Annotated in this window: 15 protein-coding genes and 3 pseudogenes; 15 read left to right on the top strand and 3 right to left on the bottom strand. The window is 59.5% G+C overall.

Features of this window, described 5'->3' with window-relative positions; all coding sequences use genetic code 11:
• Positions 1-521 precede the first annotated feature (521 nt).
• Positions 522-707 (top strand): hypothetical protein, encoded by a 186-nt coding sequence (locus AYM40_RS10515; RefSeq protein WP_063496168.1) that lies wholly within the window; start codon positions 522-524, stop codon positions 705-707.
• Positions 708-862: 155 nt separating this feature from the next.
• Here AYM40_RS10515 and AYM40_RS10510 read toward each other — a convergent pair whose 3' ends face one another.
• Positions 863-1,300 (bottom strand): hypothetical protein, encoded by a 438-nt coding sequence (locus AYM40_RS10510; protein ID WP_063496167.1) that lies wholly within the window; start codon positions 1,298-1,300, stop codon positions 863-865.
• Positions 1,301-1,687: 387 nt separating this feature from the next.
• On the opposite strand from AYM40_RS10510, the gene AYM40_RS10505 reads away from it, so the two are divergent.
• A complete protein-coding gene (locus tag AYM40_RS10505; RefSeq protein WP_063496166.1) occupies positions 1,688-3,115 on the top strand; it encodes a sensor domain-containing diguanylate cyclase in 1,428 nt (475 codons plus the stop codon).
• On the opposite strand, the gene AYM40_RS43695 is transcribed toward AYM40_RS10505, so the two are convergent.
• Complete coding sequence (locus tag AYM40_RS43695; protein ID WP_420488447.1) at positions 3,061-3,987, bottom strand: Tn3 family transposase; 927 nt, start codon at positions 3,985-3,987, stop codon at positions 3,061-3,063. The two genes, AYM40_RS10505 and AYM40_RS43695, sit on opposite strands and share 55 nt — an antisense overlap.
• 509 nt (positions 3,988-4,496) lie before the next feature.
• Here AYM40_RS43695 and AYM40_RS10500 point away from each other — a divergent pair.
• The 3 genes and pseudogenes from AYM40_RS10500 (at position 4,497) to AYM40_RS10490 (ending at position 5,985) form a co-directional block, all read left to right on the top strand.
• Positions 4,497-4,709, top strand: a complete 213-nt coding sequence (locus AYM40_RS10500) for a hypothetical protein (protein ID WP_148662157.1) — start codon at positions 4,497-4,499, stop codon at positions 4,707-4,709.
• Between the two features lie 56 nt (positions 4,710-4,765).
• The gene (locus tag AYM40_RS10495) at positions 4,766-5,101 is read left to right on the top strand and encodes a hypothetical protein (RefSeq protein WP_063496164.1); all 336 of its coding nucleotides are present in this window, start codon (positions 4,766-4,768) and stop codon (positions 5,099-5,101) included.
• 277 nt (positions 5,102-5,378) lie between these two features.
• Positions 5,379-5,985 (top strand): annotated as a pseudogene (locus tag AYM40_RS10490) (IS6 family transposase).
• 106 nt (positions 5,986-6,091) lie between these two features.
• On the opposite strand, the gene AYM40_RS10485 reads toward AYM40_RS10490, so the two are convergent.
• Positions 6,092-6,286 carry a hypothetical protein gene (locus AYM40_RS10485; protein ID WP_063496163.1) on the bottom strand — a complete coding sequence of 65 codons (195 nt, stop codon included), beginning with the start codon at positions 6,284-6,286 and terminating at the stop codon, positions 6,092-6,094.
• Between the two features lie 628 nt (positions 6,287-6,914).
• Here AYM40_RS10485 and AYM40_RS10480 point away from each other — a divergent pair.
• From AYM40_RS10480 to AYM40_RS10455, 10 genes and pseudogenes are all read left to right on the top strand, one after another.
• Positions 6,915-7,343, top strand: coding sequence for a carboxypeptidase-like regulatory domain-containing protein (locus AYM40_RS10480; RefSeq protein WP_063496162.1), 429 nt, complete (start codon positions 6,915-6,917; stop codon positions 7,341-7,343).
• Between the two features lie 308 nt (positions 7,344-7,651).
• A complete protein-coding gene (locus AYM40_RS38395) occupies positions 7,652-7,867 on the top strand; it encodes a glycine zipper 2TM domain-containing protein (RefSeq protein WP_082855046.1) in 216 nt (71 codons plus the stop codon).
• 276 nt (positions 7,868-8,143) lie between these two features.
• Positions 8,144-8,773: a BON domain-containing protein gene (locus AYM40_RS10475; protein ID WP_063496161.1), complete on the top strand. Its 630-nt coding sequence runs from the start codon at positions 8,144-8,146 to the stop codon at positions 8,771-8,773.
• Positions 8,774-8,846: 73 nt separating this feature from the next.
• Positions 8,847-9,008, top strand: a pseudogene (locus AYM40_RS42370) (lipase); the annotation flags it as partial.
• A gap of 47 nt (positions 9,009-9,055) precedes the next feature.
• Positions 9,056-9,880, top strand: coding sequence for a universal stress protein (locus AYM40_RS10470; protein WP_063496160.1), 825 nt, complete (start codon positions 9,056-9,058; stop codon positions 9,878-9,880).
• A 12-nt stretch (positions 9,881-9,892) separates the two neighbouring features.
• Positions 9,893-11,203 (top strand): NRAMP family divalent metal transporter, encoded by a 1,311-nt coding sequence (locus AYM40_RS10465; RefSeq protein ID WP_063496159.1) that lies wholly within the window; start codon positions 9,893-9,895, stop codon positions 11,201-11,203.
• A 457-nt stretch (positions 11,204-11,660) separates the two neighbouring features.
• Positions 11,661-12,242: an ATP-binding protein gene (locus AYM40_RS10460; protein WP_335341187.1), complete on the top strand. Its 582-nt coding sequence runs from the start codon at positions 11,661-11,663 to the stop codon at positions 12,240-12,242.
• Positions 12,233-12,403: pseudogene (locus AYM40_RS38385) on the top strand (Crp/Fnr family transcriptional regulator); the annotation flags it as partial. The gene AYM40_RS10460 and the pseudogene AYM40_RS38385, both read left to right, overlap by 10 nt.
• Positions 12,404-12,929: 526 nt before the next feature.
• Positions 12,930-13,085, top strand: coding sequence for a DUF3309 family protein (locus AYM40_RS38380; protein WP_082855045.1), 156 nt, complete (start codon positions 12,930-12,932; stop codon positions 13,083-13,085).
• A 124-nt stretch (positions 13,086-13,209) separates the two neighbouring features.
• A complete protein-coding gene (locus AYM40_RS10455) occupies positions 13,210-13,386 on the top strand; it encodes a CsbD family protein (RefSeq protein ID WP_063496157.1) in 177 nt (58 codons plus the stop codon).
• The last annotated feature ends 34 nt before the right edge of the window (positions 13,387-13,420 follow it).

Here is a 13,420-nt window from a genome sequence, read left to right as displayed (position 1 = left end):
GGGTACACGGCATAGACGCTGATCACTGGACGAACGCGCGTTTGCGCACCGTGCTTCGTCGCCGGGTGGGCGTCGATTATTCTCGCGGATATATATGGGAAATCGCCACCCGCGCCGGGGTGGCGGACCTGCTTACAAGACGCCGTAGCTGATCAATTCAGTCTGGTCCTGGCCGCCTCGTCGTGTGTGGCCGTAGGGCAGCGTGGAGTCGCTGCAATTCATCGCGAACAGCGTGCAGCTCGTTTCTTACGCCGATGGCAGAAGCAGCGTCAATGATGTCGACGCACGCAGCCATGGCACGAGACCATCCCTAATCAATGACGCGGCAGGTTTCATAACGCTCTGCGGCGGACTTGTCAATCCTGCTACCCATTTAATGGCATTTTTTTGCGGCAACGGACAATCCGCTCGTAACACCGGCCAACAGATCTCCTGTCACCGCACGCTCGAGACGTACCCTCTTCGACAGTCAGGCCGCGAGCGTGTTTCGTGATTCGCGGAAGTGTGCGGAAAGAGAAGGTATGTTGAACGCACGTTTGACCGTGTACATTCAGCAGTTCGAAGAAAAGGGCGGCTCCGACCGCACGGAGAGAGAGATTTCCGAGGGATTTTTTAATGTGGTTGAATGGCCGCAGGTGTTCGCGATTGGCAATCGCTGCTGCGTGGTTGATTTTTGGCGTGGGCTACCTGGCTATCGGGATGAATAGCTGCCGCAGGCGGAAACGTGGCGGACGGCACCACCTATCCGGGGTGGACCGTTCCAGGAAGTCCTGATTTTGAGAGCACCCCGAAGAGGGCTCTTTTTCGTTGACCGTCGATAAGCCAACTGTTTGTAGGGTGGACTCCATCCGGGCGCGCTTGTTTATATTGTTGCCGGGTCCCCCGCGAGCATTTCGAGTAACGCGGCGCCACTGCACCCACTGGCGACGTAACGCTCCCCATCGGCCAGCCCAGCTGTGTTGCCGCTGATGAAGGCGCCCGCTGCCGGGGCGCGACCGGTGAGGGGTTCCACGAAGCCTCCGCCCGTCTGCGGAAAAATCGATGTGGCGACGAAACGGGCCGCTTCATGGGCGACCCTTGCATCCGTGACGGCCCACGCCGAACAGATGGCCACCGAAAAGCCATTGAAGTAACCGAGCAGCCCGGCAGTCAGGCCATTGGGTAGTGATCCGCCGTCGGGCATAGAGCACGTGATCCTGTCCGCAGTCAATGTCGCGACGATTCCCGCCACCTTGCGCGCCGTCGCGATGTGAGGCAGTTCACCCGCCTCCTTGTGGGTTCGAAACAGGCGTCCGGCCATAACGTCATCCCCTTGATGGTTTCTGTTTCCCCGCGACGAATGGTGACGCGGCGCCCAGTGAATATGAACAATGCGAGGCAGAAACTCTGTGCGATGCTGAACGCCCGGACGTTCGTCGGCTTGCCGATGACACGCGCAGCGCCTCCAACTCGCAGATTGTTCTGCCGGATTTCAAAATCGGGTACGCGAGGCGCGCTCGGCCAGCTATATTTCTTCAACCGGCATTTTCATGCCTTTTGCATGGAGAGTCGTCGGAGTAGTTATTATTCAATTCAGCGTCCCCCAATATCAATGTCAAAAACCGAGAGAAACCGGATCGCCCGTTTAACTGGTAGCATCCGGCAAAAACTGGCAGCGTCCTCGCTGGTTGTCGCTGCCTGTGGCGCCATGATTGCAATCGTCATGGTCGGCCTGTGCGCGGTAACGCTGTATCAGGGGCGACTGGATGCACAGGACCACACCCGCGATACGTTGCGTGACATTGCGCTGATCGCACAGCGCGACATCGAGCGCAATCTCGAACTGTACGAACTTTCGTTACAGGCGGTCGTGGACGGCCTCCAGCAGGCCGACGTGATGGCCTTGCCGCCTCGTCTGCGCCGGGAGGTCCTGTTTGACCGTGCGGCGAGCGCGAAGTATCTCGGTTCGATGCTGGTGCTGGACGAAACCGGCAATATCGTCATTGACTCTGGAAGCGACACACCCCGGCACGGCAATTTCGCGGACCGACCGTACTTCATCGTGCAACGCGATCACCCTGATGCGGGTCTCTATATCAGCGATCCGTACGAATCGCGCCTGCGTGGCGGCTCGCCGAGCATCGCGCTCACCAGGCGCCTGTCCCATCCGGACGGCTCGTTCGCCGGCATTGTGCTGCTGGCGGTCAATCTCGAGTACTTCCACACCCTGTTTGCCGGTCTGTCGCTCGGCCCGCACGGCTCGATGTCGCTGATCGGCAGGGACGGTGTCATGATCATGCGGCAACCGTATGACCCTCGCATCATTGGGCGCAATATCAGCGGGGCCAGCACGTTTCGCCGGTTCATGTCCGCGCCGGAAGGGAGTTTCAGCGAAACGGCATCGATTGACGGCATCCGCCGCCTTTACTGGTTCCAGAATTTTCCCCACGCGCCGCTGATTCTCATGGTCGCGGCCGCCGAGCAGGATTTCTACGCGGCATGGTGGCGCCGCGCGTTGACAATCGGTTTGCTGATGCTCGCGTTTGGCGCCTCCTTCGTCGGACTCTCGGTGCTGCTCGGCGTGCAGCTGCGCCGCCGCATGCGGGCGGAGTCCGAGTTGCAGCTACTGGCGCGCACCGACGGCCTGACCGGGCTGAACAACCGCCGCAGTCTCGGCGAGATCCTCGACCACGAGTGGCGCCGCGCGAAGCGCACACGCAGCGTGATGTCGCTGCTGTTCGTCGATATCGACCGCTTCAAGGCCTATAACGACACCTATGGCCACCAGGCCGGTGACGACGCACTCGCGGCTGTGGCGCGCTGTATCAGCGAAAGCATCCGGCGTCCGGCGGACACTGCGGCGCGCTATGGCGGCGAGGAGTTCGTGGTGGTGCTGCCCGACACACCCGCGTCCGGTGCGTCGGAGATCGCCGAAAGGATCCGCAACGCCATCGGCGAGTGTGCCATCGAGCACGCAGGCAGCGAGTACGGACGCGTGACTGCGAGCATCGGCGTGGTAAGCCGGATGCCGCTGACAAACGACGACTTGACGACGGCGATCAAGGCCGCTGACGAGGCGCTCTATAACGCGAAAGCGACCGGCCGGAACAGGGTGTCACAATCCCAGCCGTCGTGAGTATCGCGACGTCGTCTTGTCTCGGCTCGCGATCGCAACACCGGCGGCGAATCCAGCCAGGCTATGCGACCACGATAGAATGGCTCCCATCGATGCGCAAGCGAGAGCAACGGCGCGTCGAGTCCATCCTGCCTTAGTCGGGTAGCAGCAACGTATCGCCGCGCCGCGCCGATGCCCGAATAAGGCCGCACTCTGGTCGATTTAACAGCACGCAACGGCCGGAATTGCCCCTTGGCGATGCGTTTGTTGGCGGGCCACACATAGTCGCCCGTCAGGTTGATGTGAGTCCAGCCCAGTGGCGCGACGTGCGGGATCAACCTGTCGTCGATCTCGCGCTGCTGCCGCAAGGCTGCCATCGACCGCTCCAGATACGCCGTGTTCCACAGTGTGATCGCAGCCACCACCCGATTCAGGCCACTGGCCCGGTAGCGTTGGTTACATACGAACGGTCCCGTATCTCGCCCAGCCGAGAGAAGAACACCGCCCGCGCCAGTGAGTTGCGGGCTTTTGTCTCGTAGGTTTGGGAAAGAAATACCCGGTTGAATTTTAGTCCCTGCTTCCAGTCCTGGTGGCAAAACGGCTATAGCAGCCGCGCCGGGTCTGCAATGGTGGTGCTCCGAATCCAGGCCAGCTTGGCGCTGTACAAATTTGATGCCGGCACTGCCCGCGCCGCACAGGTCCAGTGCTATTTCGCCGTGCGTTTGCAGCACAGCACCGGCTGACGAGCTGTGCGACTGCGCCAGCCGATGCATCGGGTTGCTCTCTGCGGCGAATTCCGGCGCGCGATGAGGACATTCATCGAGTACCGCGGTAATCCGGACACGCGCGCGCTGTGCGCGGTCCGCCGCGGATAACGCAGGCGTTCCGGTCATGGAGACTCTACGGTGCGGTTTTTACCCAGCGACGAGTGTACAGAACATACCGCTCAGGTCATGCAATCCTTGCTGAAGCAACCGGCGCCAGCGACACATGGACTGCCTCACGTCATTGCTGAAAATCCTCTCCGGAACGATTATTACGTCGATAGCTAATTACCCTATCGAGCCGTGCAGTGGCACCGGCTCAGGTGCGGACCTGACCGGAACGTCGACGGTGACGGGCGCGAAATCGTCAGGGCTGGTATTTAGCTACCCGAAGCAGGCCGTCTCTCGGCTCAGCGTACGCGCTCCATCATTGTGTGGTTGATATGCCCGGTATTATTTGGCGTTAACCCCGGTTTTGATGACCATGGCTTTCACCCAGAATGCCAGTGACGGAAAAAATTCCAAAAGATGGGCTGTCGCAGGCGGGTAATGGTCTGCCGCAATAGTTGCGTGGTGACGCCGGGAAGCCGAAGGTGTCCACGCCCCTCAAGCCAAGGCACACGATGGAGATACCGTTCATGAAGGCAGTCGTTGCGACGACGCATCGAGGCTATCAACTCACGGCCAGCACATGTCCTGTGCACGGCGGTCTGCATGCCGCGGACCTTGTAATCGAAAAGCCCGGTCGTTCGCCAGAATCTTTTTCTGCGCTCGATTACTTCTTCGACGACCAGCAGGCGTTGAAATATGCCACCCACTGGGGACGCATCTGGGTCGACATGAAGACTTGAGACCTGCCTCAGGTTCAAGCATCACGAATATGGACAGGCAACCAACGGAGACCTCCATGCGCGATGTCCCACGCGTCGAACCGTCGTCGTATCTCCTTACCCGGCAGACGCTGCGGTTCCTCGCACGCGACTCCAGAAACCCCAGCGCCGCTCTTATTTATTGGCTTGGGGTCTCGGAACCATCGCGCGAACCCTGCTTTTTCGACGTCATGCAAAAGTTCGGTCCGCTGTTGCAGCTGGTTCTGCCCGACGAACGCCCCGGTGTCTTCGTGAAACGCGACGCCATTCACGTTGTTCGGGACTGCGGGGTTGTGAAACGACTCGCTTTCAAGGACGGGTCTTCGCTCGATGTTCGATACGCCGGGCCGTGCTGCGACCTTTTCGACGAGTGAACGGAAGTTGCATGCTCGCGGTGCGCCTGGAGATGGAGGTGGCCCACAAACGTGTTGCTCCCGGCTCACTCAGGCACGGTAGCGCCAGCGCGAAGGACGACTGCTTACACAGTTGTCTCATTGGCGTTGGCGCTGGCGGGATGACCACGCGACGTTCAGGAAAACCGTTCCTTTGTCCGAGGCTCGGCACGAATAGGACGACATGAATACGGTTCCTGCACATACTCATTAAGAGGGCGCTGTCACGTTGGGCGGGGTGTTCGCGTAACATGATGCGATGACGAAAACGAAATCGCTTTATCACGGCCACCGGTTCCCGGCGACGACCATCAGTAATGCGGTGCGGTGGTACTTCCGGTTCCAGCTCAGTCTGCGCGACATTGAAGAGTTGCTGTTCGAGCGCGGCGTGACGGTCAGCTACGAGACGATTCGCCGCTGGTGCGAGAAGTTCGGCGCGGGCTTTGACCATCGGGTAAAAGCGGCGCGACAAGGCCGCCGCCAAACGTTTCTTCAAGCGTGTGCTGCGCTCGAACCCGGCGCCACGCAAGATCGTTACCGATCAATTGCGCAGCTATCCGGCCGCGAAAGCCGACATCCCGGAATTGGCAAACGTGAAGCATGTGTTCGTCAAGGCTGCGGCCCGTGTCAACAATCGTGCAGAGAACAGCCATCAGCCCACGCGGGAGCGCGAGCGGCGTATGCGCGGCTTTCGCGACCCGAAGCGCACGCAGGCTTTCCTGTCGAGATTCGGTCCGATCCGTCAGCACTTCGCATTGAAACGACATCTGCTGCGCGCTTCTCTTTGTCGCAAACACCTCGCGGCCCGGTTCGCCGCATGGCGCGAATTTACTAACGTCACCCAAACTCCATCGAATGCTTTCTGAGCTACTGTGCCTCATCCTTCAACACCGACGAAGTCCCGCAAGTTGACAGTGCCGGCTGAGCATATTCACTGCAGGCAGCGCAATTGGTTCGGCGTGCAATTGCGAGCTACACCGCATGCTGGTTCAGCCAGAGCCGGCCCGCAGCGGTCATATTGATGGCGCCATAGCTGTGCGACTCGTATGCAAGCCCGAGCGTCAATACCTCCACCGCCACGGGGCACGGTGTCTGCGCCTGTGGATCTGGAATTCGATCAAGCGATTTGAGAGTCTGGATGGCCTCGGGTGAAAGTTGGATGTACATGGTGGCCTCCTGTTATTGAGAACATCTTGATCCGGCCGAAATTCTTTCGTCTGTACGGTAGCGTCTACTCGACTCCCTCTTTTGAGAATCACTTGAGCAAACCGCACAAAGACATACTGCGGAAGCTGTTTCGACGGATATGTTACTGGTTTGCACAGTGACCTGAACGGCGGAATCAATCCATATCACGGCGTGTCAGCCGGTTTGCCAAAACCCGCCGGTACTTATTGATGTAGATACCTGTGTACTTGCCAATTTGGGCTGCATCGGTGCAGGTCGACCATGCCGCTCCGGAACCAGTACGGCACCGTACCGACTACTGTTCGTGTTGCGCGTACCGTGTGCGTGAGTGTCGTGGACTTCCCATGACACGCCGCACAAAGAACGGCAATCTTCGATCGTTTGCAATGGCCGCTGCTGCCACTACGGCGAAACATTCAAAGAGAGCTGATTTATGCTCTGCGGATGCGATGCATCAAGGCAATGCCGGCAATGGTGAACACCATACTCGTTAAAAGTTGAAGCACAGCGCAATGTGCGCATTCAATCTGATGTCGCGATGATCACACTACCCGAGGCATGAGCAGGCCGATGCGCCGCGGGATGGATGTGTTCATTGGAGTCTGACATGAAAAAGCGCAACGTCTTGCAATGGGTAGTGGTTCTAGGTGCGGCTTTCGGCGTGAATATCGCTATTGCGGCGGAGACGGACCTCCCGGCGATACAGCATGCCGGGGACGTGACATATCTATCGGGGGGGATCGGGAGCGACCAGGCACGAGCGATCAAAGACGTCATGCACAACTACCCCATGGTGTTGACGTTCGTCGGCAAGACGAGCAACCAGAATCAATATCTCTCGGATGTCCCCGTCACGATCACGGATGGCAAAGGGAACACCGTTCTGGAGACGAGTTCGGATGGCCCATTCATGCTGGTTTCTCTCCCCAGTGGACATTACACGGTCAGCGTTAGCTATAAGGGGCAAGCGGAACATCGTACGATGAATATTTCAAATGCCGCTCACGCGCGCCAGACGTTTGTCTGGGCAATGTAGTTGCCGCGCTTAAGCAGATGTCGCCGGCCGTCTGTCAAGATTAAAGCGATTTTTCGTGTAGCAATTGATTGCGTTGGGATTCGACTAAACCGTATTCGGACGCGCCTGCGATTTATTTTTAGCGGCTTCCTTTACCACCGTACATCTCAAAGATGGGACCGGCCGCACATGTACGCTGCCGGACCGACGGGAACCGGCAATTCGTGTAACAAGAAAGTGTCTACTGGCGGGCGAGTGAAACCTGTATCCGTGGATCTTGGTGGCAGACGCGTCGGATCGCGTCATTTACGTATATAGGTGGTATCAAAATGAACAGCACTCGCTTATTTTCAATAGGTACGCTAACGCTCATTGTCGCGATTGGAGGCTTGGGTTGCTCCGGCATGTCCCAGCGAGGCGTCGACACGGCTGCTGGTGCCGGGATAGGCGCCGTCGGGGGAGCGGTGCTTACAGGCGGTAGCGCGGTAGGCACAGTTGGCGGCGCGGTCGTAGGTGGCGTGGTCGGCAACCAGATCGGTAAATAGCCCGGCGCGCCTGGACTGAGTCAGATCATCCGTGGATATCTCCCCGGTAGGGTGACACCACGGTGGGAATGGAAGATGGTGACCGTTCAGGGTGACGTCGAGTGCGGTTTCGCAGTGGCTAGGAACTTTTCGACATGTGCTGCGCGTCGATAGCGGCGTGCGTGGGTCCTGGGCTCTGTGCTCAAGATGGACATCTTCGCAATAACGGCTCTTTTGGACACCGGCGAGTCACTTTTCGTGAATCAAGTCGTATAGAAAGCAAATCGGAGAAGAATCATGAGCAGTACCTATGTTTGCAGAACCGCAGTTCTCAACATGTTGATTGCAGTCGGTCTGGTTGCCGGGGTTAGCATCGGCACGGCTGGCGCAGCCTCGGGGGATGACACCATCCCGCAGCCCCACAGCGACAGCGTAAGCGCGACGCTCACCGATACCGTCATCACGACCAGGGTGAAGGCTAAACTTATGGGTAGTGACAGCCTAAAAAAATCTGACATCAGCGTGACTACCACCAACGGCGTGGTCACGCTTGACGGCTCGGCAAGCAACTCAAACGCGAAGACCGTGGCTGAGGCGGCGACAATGTTAGTCGATGGCGTCAAGAGTGTCGACAACAACTTGAAAACACCCGCGAGCAGCAAGGCATCGGCCCGGACGCACGAGGCCGTCACAAAGACAGAGCGGGTCGCATCCGATAGCTGGATTACCACCAAGGTGAAGTCAGGGATCCTTGCGGACAGCGTCAGCAAGGGTTTCGATGTAAGCGTGGAGACGATTCACGGCGTGGTGGTTCTGAAGGGGGCTCTGTCAAACCAGGACGCCGTCGATCACGTGAAGGACATCGCTGAGAAAGTGAAAGGCGTGAAGAGCGTTGACACGTCCGCCCTCACCGTCGCAGGCGGATAGCCGGTCGGCCAGCAAGAGAGGAGCTAAGCAAGGAAGCAATGACAAGGTATGTGTTGCAATTCTTGCCTTGGTGATTTCATTGTTCACCGCATGCGGCGGGGGTGGAGGCGGCTCGAATAACGGTAGTGGCGCGGCCACCCCGCCGGGCGGCGTTAGTCTGCAAGTTGTCTCGTTCGGCGACAGCCTGTCGGACGTCGGGACCTATGCGCCGATCGCTAGCGCGGTCGGATCAGGGGCGCATCTCCACCCGGGTTCGGACGGGAAGCAATCGGGAGGCTGGACATGCTACGCGATTTGCTGGTGCATGTAGACGGGAGCGAGTCGGGGCGGCGCAGGGTGCGATTCGCCGTCGACCTGGCAATGAGCACGGGCGCGCGCCTTAGCGGAATACATGTGACCCCGCCGGTGGAGGTTCCACCCCTGTACAAACCGACTCGCGTGGCGGAAGTGGCCGCACATCTCTCCTCCAGGCTGGCCCTGGACGCACGGACAGCAACGACGGTCTTCAGGGAAGAAGCGATGGAGCGCCTGGCTGACGCATGCTGGTTCGAGGCGAAAGGCGACGTAGCTGAGGGCGTCAGCGACAGGGCCCGCTACGCGGACCTTGTCGTCCTTGGCCAATACGAATGGCAAGGCTCACCCGAAACCCATCCCTTGCCGATCGCCCACCCGGTCGCTGTGCGATGTGGTCGCCCGGTCCTGGTCGTGCCTGCCGCCGTACGGTCGAGCTCACTGGCCAGCGTCGCTGTTGCGTGGGACGGTAGCCGTGAATCCGTGAGGGCAATCCACGACGCCATTCCGCTACTGCGGCTGTCGCAGTCGGTTCAAATCATCACGATCATTTCCCCGTCTGCGGATAGCCGCGAGGACGACGCGGAGAGTCTTCTCGCGCACCTTGCCAGACATGCCATCGCGGTCGGACCAGACGTGCTCCGGATCAGGACCACAGAAGAGCATGCTTCACTGCGTGAACACATTGAGAAAGGGCCATACGATTGGTTGGTGATGGGCGGCTACTCTCGCCCCATGTGGATGGAATTCATTTTCGGCGGCGTCACGCAATCCATTCTCCTGTCGTCGAAGATACCCGTGCTGGTTTCCCACTAGCGAGGTGAATGAATGGACGTTAATGGACAGCAGGGACCGCAGCACACGAGCATTTTTGGGGTTCTTTTGCGGCGTCTGAAGGAGCACCCGCTATCGCGGATCGGGCCAGGGCTCATCACCGGCGTCGCCGACGATGACCCTAGCGGGATCGCCACATATTCCCAGGCGGGCGCTCAATTCGGCCTGAACATGCTTTGGACGATGCCGCTGGCTTACCCTTTAATGGTTGCCGTTCAATCGATGTGCGCGAACCTCGGCAGGGTCACGGGGAAAGGACTTGCAGCCAACATAAAAACCGCATTCCCGCCGATCGTTGTAAGGAGCGTAGTGCTGCTACTGCTCATCGCCAATACGCTCAACATCGCTGCCGACGTAGCAGCCATGGGCGAAGTGGCGGAGCTTGTCTCAGGTGTCAATCGTCACCTCATGACAGCGTTCTTCGTGTTCGCGACGCTTCTGCTGCAGATATTCGTTCCGTACCATCGGTACGTCTTCTTCCTAAAGTGGCTGACCCTCTCCCTGCTTGCTTATGGAGCAGTTCTCTTTACGGTTCATGTTCCGTGGGGGCAGGTCGCACTGCGCACGGTCTGGCCCAGCTTCACACCCAATGCCAGCGCTGCCGCCGTGGTGGTCGGTGTCTTCGGCACGACCATCAGCCCATACCTGTTTTTCTGGCAGGCGTCCGAGGAGGTCGAGGACATGGAGGCGAACCACGGCAGTGCGCCGCTTGTGCGTGACGCACGTGCCGCAGGCACGGAACTTCGGCGCATCCGGTGGGATACCTGGAGCGGCATGCTCTACTCCGACGTTGCCGCCTACTTCATCATTCTTGCGACCGCCGTCACACTCCATGTGGCTGGAATCACCGACATCAACACGGCGGCGGAGGCAGCCAGTGCACTGCGGCCGCTCGCGGGTGACTTTGCATACATGCTCTTCGCCCTTGGCATTCTCGGCGTGGGCCTGATTGGCGTGCCGGTGCTGGCGGGTTCCGGGGCATACGCCCTTTCCGAGGTGATGGGTTGGAAGGAAGGGCTCGAACGCAGGGTGGGCGATGCGCAAGGGTTCTACGGCATCATCGCCGTCAGCGTGCTCGCCGGACTCGGTATCCAGTATTCGCCAATCAGTCCGATGAAAGCCTTGTTCTGGAGCGCGGTAATCAACGGACTCGTCGCCGTGCCGCTGATGGTTGTAATAATCATCCTGGTCTCGAAGAAATCGGTAATGGGCGCTTTCACGGCGAGTCGGCCGCTTATTATTCTTGGCTGGATTGCGACAGCGATTATGGGCGCGGCGGCCGTGGCGATGTTCATCCCTGGATAGCCATTCGGTGCACGTTCCGTTCACATTGCGGCCGTCGGCTTTCGCCAAGCTAACGGACCGTCGCGGCCCGATCCTGTCCGGCGTGCCGTCGGCCATTGTGGTCACTAGCCGCCTGGCACTGGCGGCTCTTACAATGGGCCCCGCACGTGTTTTGCGACGTTGCGGTGCCAACCCTGTTTCCTCGCACCACCAAAGCTGCCCACGTCCTTCACGAAGCGCAACCGAAGGCCTGCGATGCCAGTCAACACATGACGCGGGTAGTGCGTCAGTGCTCGCTGCAGAAGATGGCCGTGAGCAGGAGGGGGGCGACTTGGCGAACGACAGCGTCGCTGCCAGCCTCGCGTGCGCGGGCTTCTACTGCCTCGGCGGGGCCAAGGACTACAGCGCCATATGCTGACGGCGTAATGGGCTGGCCACTTCCCTGTTTGAATATCCAGAGGTGTTACTGTCGATCGACATGCTCGACCGGCAGGTCACACAGATTAGCCGGCTTGCTGAGGACTTGATGGATGCAACGCGGATCGACCGTGGCGCGCTCCGTGTGGGCAAGACCCCCATCGAAGTCGTTGCGGTTCTGGCCGCCCCTCTCACCGCAGCCGCACTGGTGGCCGCCCAACGCGGCCAGACACTCACCGTGCAGATTGCCGACCGGACAGTACGCATTGAAGGCGATCCGGTCCGTCTCGCACAGGCCGTCGACAACCTCCTGCATAACGCAGTGAAATACACGCCGGAGAAGGGTTGCATCGCCGTGAACGTGCTCGCGGACGGGAAGGACCTTGTGGTGTCCGTCAAGGACAATGGCCTGGGCATATCGGCGGCGCTCCTGCCACATATCTTCGACCTCTTCGCTCAATCCAGCAGAACGATTGCGGCGAGTGCCGGCAGTTTGGGGGTGGGTCTTGCCGTCGTGAAAGCGGTCGCCGAGTCGCATGGCGGCACGGTGTCGGCTACCAGTGCCGGCCCCGATACGGGCAGCGAATTCACGCTACGGCTGCCGATCGTGCTGGAACGGCGCACGGCTGGTGAGCCGGCGTGACGGAAGCGGCACTGAAACTGCAGGATGCGGGGCTGATTCGTTACAGTCATGGCCACATCGAGGTGCTGGATCGACCGGGATTCGAAACGCGCGTGTGCGAATGCTATGGCGTGGTAAAGCGGGAGTTCGATCGGCTGTTGCCTGGTCTGAAGGCGATATAAAACGTATCTTTCCTGCGCGGCCGAGCAGCGCAGGGCTACCGCAATACCCCCTGCAGCATTCCCGGCGGATACGGCTGGCGCTCTTTACCAGGGCGGGCACGCAATTGAACCATGGCGTGAAAGGGAGAAGTTTTTGTTCGCGACTGGACCGCTGCTGAACGGAATACCGCGCTTTGGCTGGTGTATTGCAGAGCGTCATCTGGATCGCGCCGAACGATCTCCGGGCCTGTCGAAGTGCAGCCGGACTGACAGCCTGGCAATGCCCCCCGCGCGGGCGCATCCTGCATGCGGCAGTCGCGAACTCCAGGCGTAAAAAAAGAAATCCCGATGTCCACCACCGTACCGACTGCGTGGCAAATCAATGCCAGCCTCACACTACAGGGTGGGTCTTTTCCGGGTTGTGAGGATGCCGGTCATCATCACTTTTTTTGCGAAGATACCTCGCGAAAGGCCTGAAGATTCCGGGCACGTGGTGAGAGAGCGGCGAAGGGCTCGTCGTAACACGGGGTCGGAAAGGACTCGTCTCATGTTGAGCATACTATTGATAGTCGTACTGGCGTTCTTGTTGATGGGAGTGATGCCGACCTGGCCGCACAGCCGTTCGTGGGGCTATATGCCAAGCGGGGTGCTGGGTGTGCTGCTGGTCCTCGTTCTTCTGTTGCTGCTTCTGGGCAGAATATAAGAGCGCAAAATTCCTGTTTGGATGATCCGTTCACGGGCAGTCGTTGTCGCACAGTGCCCTCGGAAAACGAGCGGGCGGCAAGCGTCAGTAAGCTCGATCATCCGCATTTTCAAGGAGCAATGTCATGAACAAGGATCAGGTGAAAGGCCGCGTCGAGGAAGCAAAGGGAAAAGTCAAGGAAGCTGTCGGCAAAGTCACGGGAAGCGAAACGACCCAGGTGAAGGGTAAGGTCGAACAGGTCGTTGGCAAGACACGGGCCGCGTACGGCGATGCAAAGGAGCAATTGAAGAAGCAGCCGTAGGCTGTTCGCGCCGACAGGTTTTGAGGCGCCACGT

This window comes from Paraburkholderia phytofirmans OLGA172 (assembly GCF_001634365.1).
In the GTDB taxonomy this organism is placed as follows: domain Bacteria; phylum Pseudomonadota; class Gammaproteobacteria; order Burkholderiales; family Burkholderiaceae; genus Paraburkholderia.
The sequence above is the reverse complement of the archived record's forward strand: the minus strand, read 5'-3'. Positions and strand labels throughout refer to the sequence as shown.

Coding starts and splice junctions, on each gene's coding strand:
- AYM40_RS10515 (WP_063496168.1), top strand. CDS start 522: ATGTTGAACGCACGTTTGACCGTGTACATTCAGCAGTTCGAAGAAAAG.
- AYM40_RS10510 (WP_063496167.1), bottom strand. CDS start 1,300: ATGGCCGGACGCCTGTTTCGAACCCACAAGGAGGCGGGTGAACTGCCT.
- AYM40_RS10505 (WP_063496166.1), top strand. CDS start 1,688: ATGATTGCAATCGTCATGGTCGGCCTGTGCGCGGTAACGCTGTATCAG.
- AYM40_RS43695 (WP_420488447.1), bottom strand. CDS start 3,987: ATGACCGGAACGCCTGCGTTATCCGCGGCGGACCGCGCACAGCGCGCG.
- AYM40_RS10500 (WP_148662157.1), top strand. CDS start 4,497: ATGAAGGCAGTCGTTGCGACGACGCATCGAGGCTATCAACTCACGGCC.
- AYM40_RS10495 (WP_063496164.1), top strand. CDS start 4,766: ATGCGCGATGTCCCACGCGTCGAACCGTCGTCGTATCTCCTTACCCGG.
- AYM40_RS10485 (WP_063496163.1), bottom strand. CDS start 6,286: ATGTACATCCAACTTTCACCCGAGGCCATCCAGACTCTCAAATCGCTT.
- AYM40_RS10480 (WP_063496162.1), top strand. CDS start 6,915: ATGAAAAAGCGCAACGTCTTGCAATGGGTAGTGGTTCTAGGTGCGGCT.
- AYM40_RS38395 (WP_082855046.1), top strand. CDS start 7,652: ATGAACAGCACTCGCTTATTTTCAATAGGTACGCTAACGCTCATTGTC.
- AYM40_RS10475 (WP_063496161.1), top strand. CDS start 8,144: ATGAGCAGTACCTATGTTTGCAGAACCGCAGTTCTCAACATGTTGATT.
- AYM40_RS10470 (WP_063496160.1), top strand. CDS start 9,056: ATGCTACGCGATTTGCTGGTGCATGTAGACGGGAGCGAGTCGGGGCGG.
- AYM40_RS10465 (WP_063496159.1), top strand. CDS start 9,893: ATGGACGTTAATGGACAGCAGGGACCGCAGCACACGAGCATTTTTGGG.
- AYM40_RS10460 (WP_335341187.1), top strand. CDS start 11,661: ATGCTCGACCGGCAGGTCACACAGATTAGCCGGCTTGCTGAGGACTTG.
- AYM40_RS38380 (WP_082855045.1), top strand. CDS start 12,930: ATGTTGAGCATACTATTGATAGTCGTACTGGCGTTCTTGTTGATGGGA.
- AYM40_RS10455 (WP_063496157.1), top strand. CDS start 13,210: ATGAACAAGGATCAGGTGAAAGGCCGCGTCGAGGAAGCAAAGGGAAAA.